This window comes from Robbsia andropogonis, assembly GCF_000970345.1.
In the GTDB taxonomy this organism is placed as follows: domain Bacteria; phylum Pseudomonadota; class Gammaproteobacteria; order Burkholderiales; family Burkholderiaceae; genus Robbsia; species Robbsia andropogonis.
The window spans coordinates 1-1,803 of the sequence record NZ_LAQU01000157.1 but is presented as its reverse complement, the minus strand read 5'-3'; the positions used below and the strand labels follow the sequence as shown (position 1 = coordinate 1,803).

The window sequence follows — 1,803 nt, the reverse complement described above, 5'->3', positions numbered from 1 at the left end:
CGAGCCGCGCCTGAGCTCCTGGCGACTTGAGTATCTTCCCGTGCTTCCGGATCAGTGGGTGCTCCAGGTCAAGGACAGCGTCGAGGCCCAATACAATGCGGTGGCCAAGTGGTTAAAGCAGGCAAGCGAGGTGGTCATTGCCACCGACGCGGATCGCGAGGGTGAGGTGATCGCCCGCGAAGTCATGGATCTGGTTGGCTATCGCGGCCCCGTCAAACGCCTATGGCTTTCTGCCCTTGATGCGAGCTCCGTTAAAAAGGGTCTGGCAAATCTCTGGGACGGACGCAAGACGGAGACACTCTATCGATCAGGACTTGGCCGGGCGCGCGCCGATTGGCTCGCCGGCATGAATCTGACCATGGCCCTGACCTGCGCCTTCGGTGCAGGCGGCAAGGGCGGCACGCTGCACTTCGGACGCGTGCAAACACCTGTCCTCGCCCTGATCGTGCGTCGGCAGCGCGCGATCGACACCTTCGTGCCCGTGGCCCACTTCGATCTCGCCGCGCGATTCGCGCTCGGCGGTGCGGAAGTGCCGATGCGCTGGCAGATACCCAAGGCGCTCCTCGACGAACACGGGCGCTTGCTCGACCAAGCGGTCGCCACCGCGACGGCGAGCCGCGTGTCGGGCCAAACCGGCCTGGTGGATCAGGTGAGCTCCACCCCTGAGAAAGAGCCCGCACCACTGCTCTATAGCCTTGGATCGCTGCAGCGCGATGCCTCGGCTATCTATGGCCTCAAGGCGCAGGCCGTGCTCGATGCATGTCAAGCGCTCTACGAGACCCATAAGGCGACGACCTATCCGCGAACCGATTGCGAGTACCTGCCCGTCTCGATGTTCTCGGAGGTGCCGGACATCCTCGCGAGCGTTCGTGCCGTGGATCCGAGCATGGCTGCATTGGTCGACTCCGCACAAACCGGCCTGGCCATTGGCGCCGGTCGAGCGTTCAATGACAAGCGCATCACGGCCCACCACGCGATCATTCCGACTCGCAGTGCGCGTGTGCAGCTGAGTGCCCTGTCAAAGACCGAGCAACTGGTCTATGACCTGATCCGGCGACGCTACCTGATGCAGTTCATGGGCGACTATCGCTTTCAGAAAAGCGTCATCGAAGTGGTCTGCGCCGGCGAGCGTTTCAGGGCGACCGGCAGCGTGCCACTGGCCCCCGGTTGGAAAGCCGCCGCACTCGCTGGTAAGGCCCCTAAAAAGGGCAAAGACGACGGCAACGATGCCGATGCCGACGTGACCTTGCCGTCGGTCGATATCGGTGCACCCGCACGTAATCTCGCCTGTACGGTGCAAAAGAAGCTGACCCAGCCACCAAAGCGCTACACGGAAGGCACGCTGTTGCAGGCAATGGAATCGATCGATAAGGAAATCGACGACCCGCGCCTTAAGGCCATCATGCGCAACAAGGAAAAAGCGGGGATCGGGACTGACGCCACACGCGCCGGGATCATCGAGAACCTGTTTAAGCGCGACTATATCGCCAACGACGCGAAGAAGAAATCGGAAATCGTGCCGCAAGCCAAGGGCATTGCGCTGATCAATTTGCTGGAGAAGTTTGCACCCAGGCTGGTCGACCCGGTGTTGACGGCCGAATGGGAAGACAAACTGTCTCAGATCGAAGCGGGACAGGGTGGAGCTGAAGCAGTTCGAGACGGAGCTCGGCGACTGGGTAAGAACACTAACGGTCGAGGTCAGTAAAAAAGCCGGGGAGCACCGCCTTACTCCAGCTCCGGGGGGCATTGTCACATGAAAACGCCCCTCCCTGCCCTGCATGTNAGTCACCGATGCGCAGAATC

At 61.5% G+C, this 1,803-nt stretch carries 1 protein-coding gene; it reads left to right on the top strand.

Translation table 11 applies throughout. The features are described 5' to 3' along the window. Window positions 1-1,705 (top strand): DNA topoisomerase III (gene topB, locus WM40_RS26715; protein ID WP_157793827.1); only part of this gene is annotated, 1,705 nt, incomplete at its 5' end. Window positions 1,706-1,803: the final 98 nt, after the last annotated feature.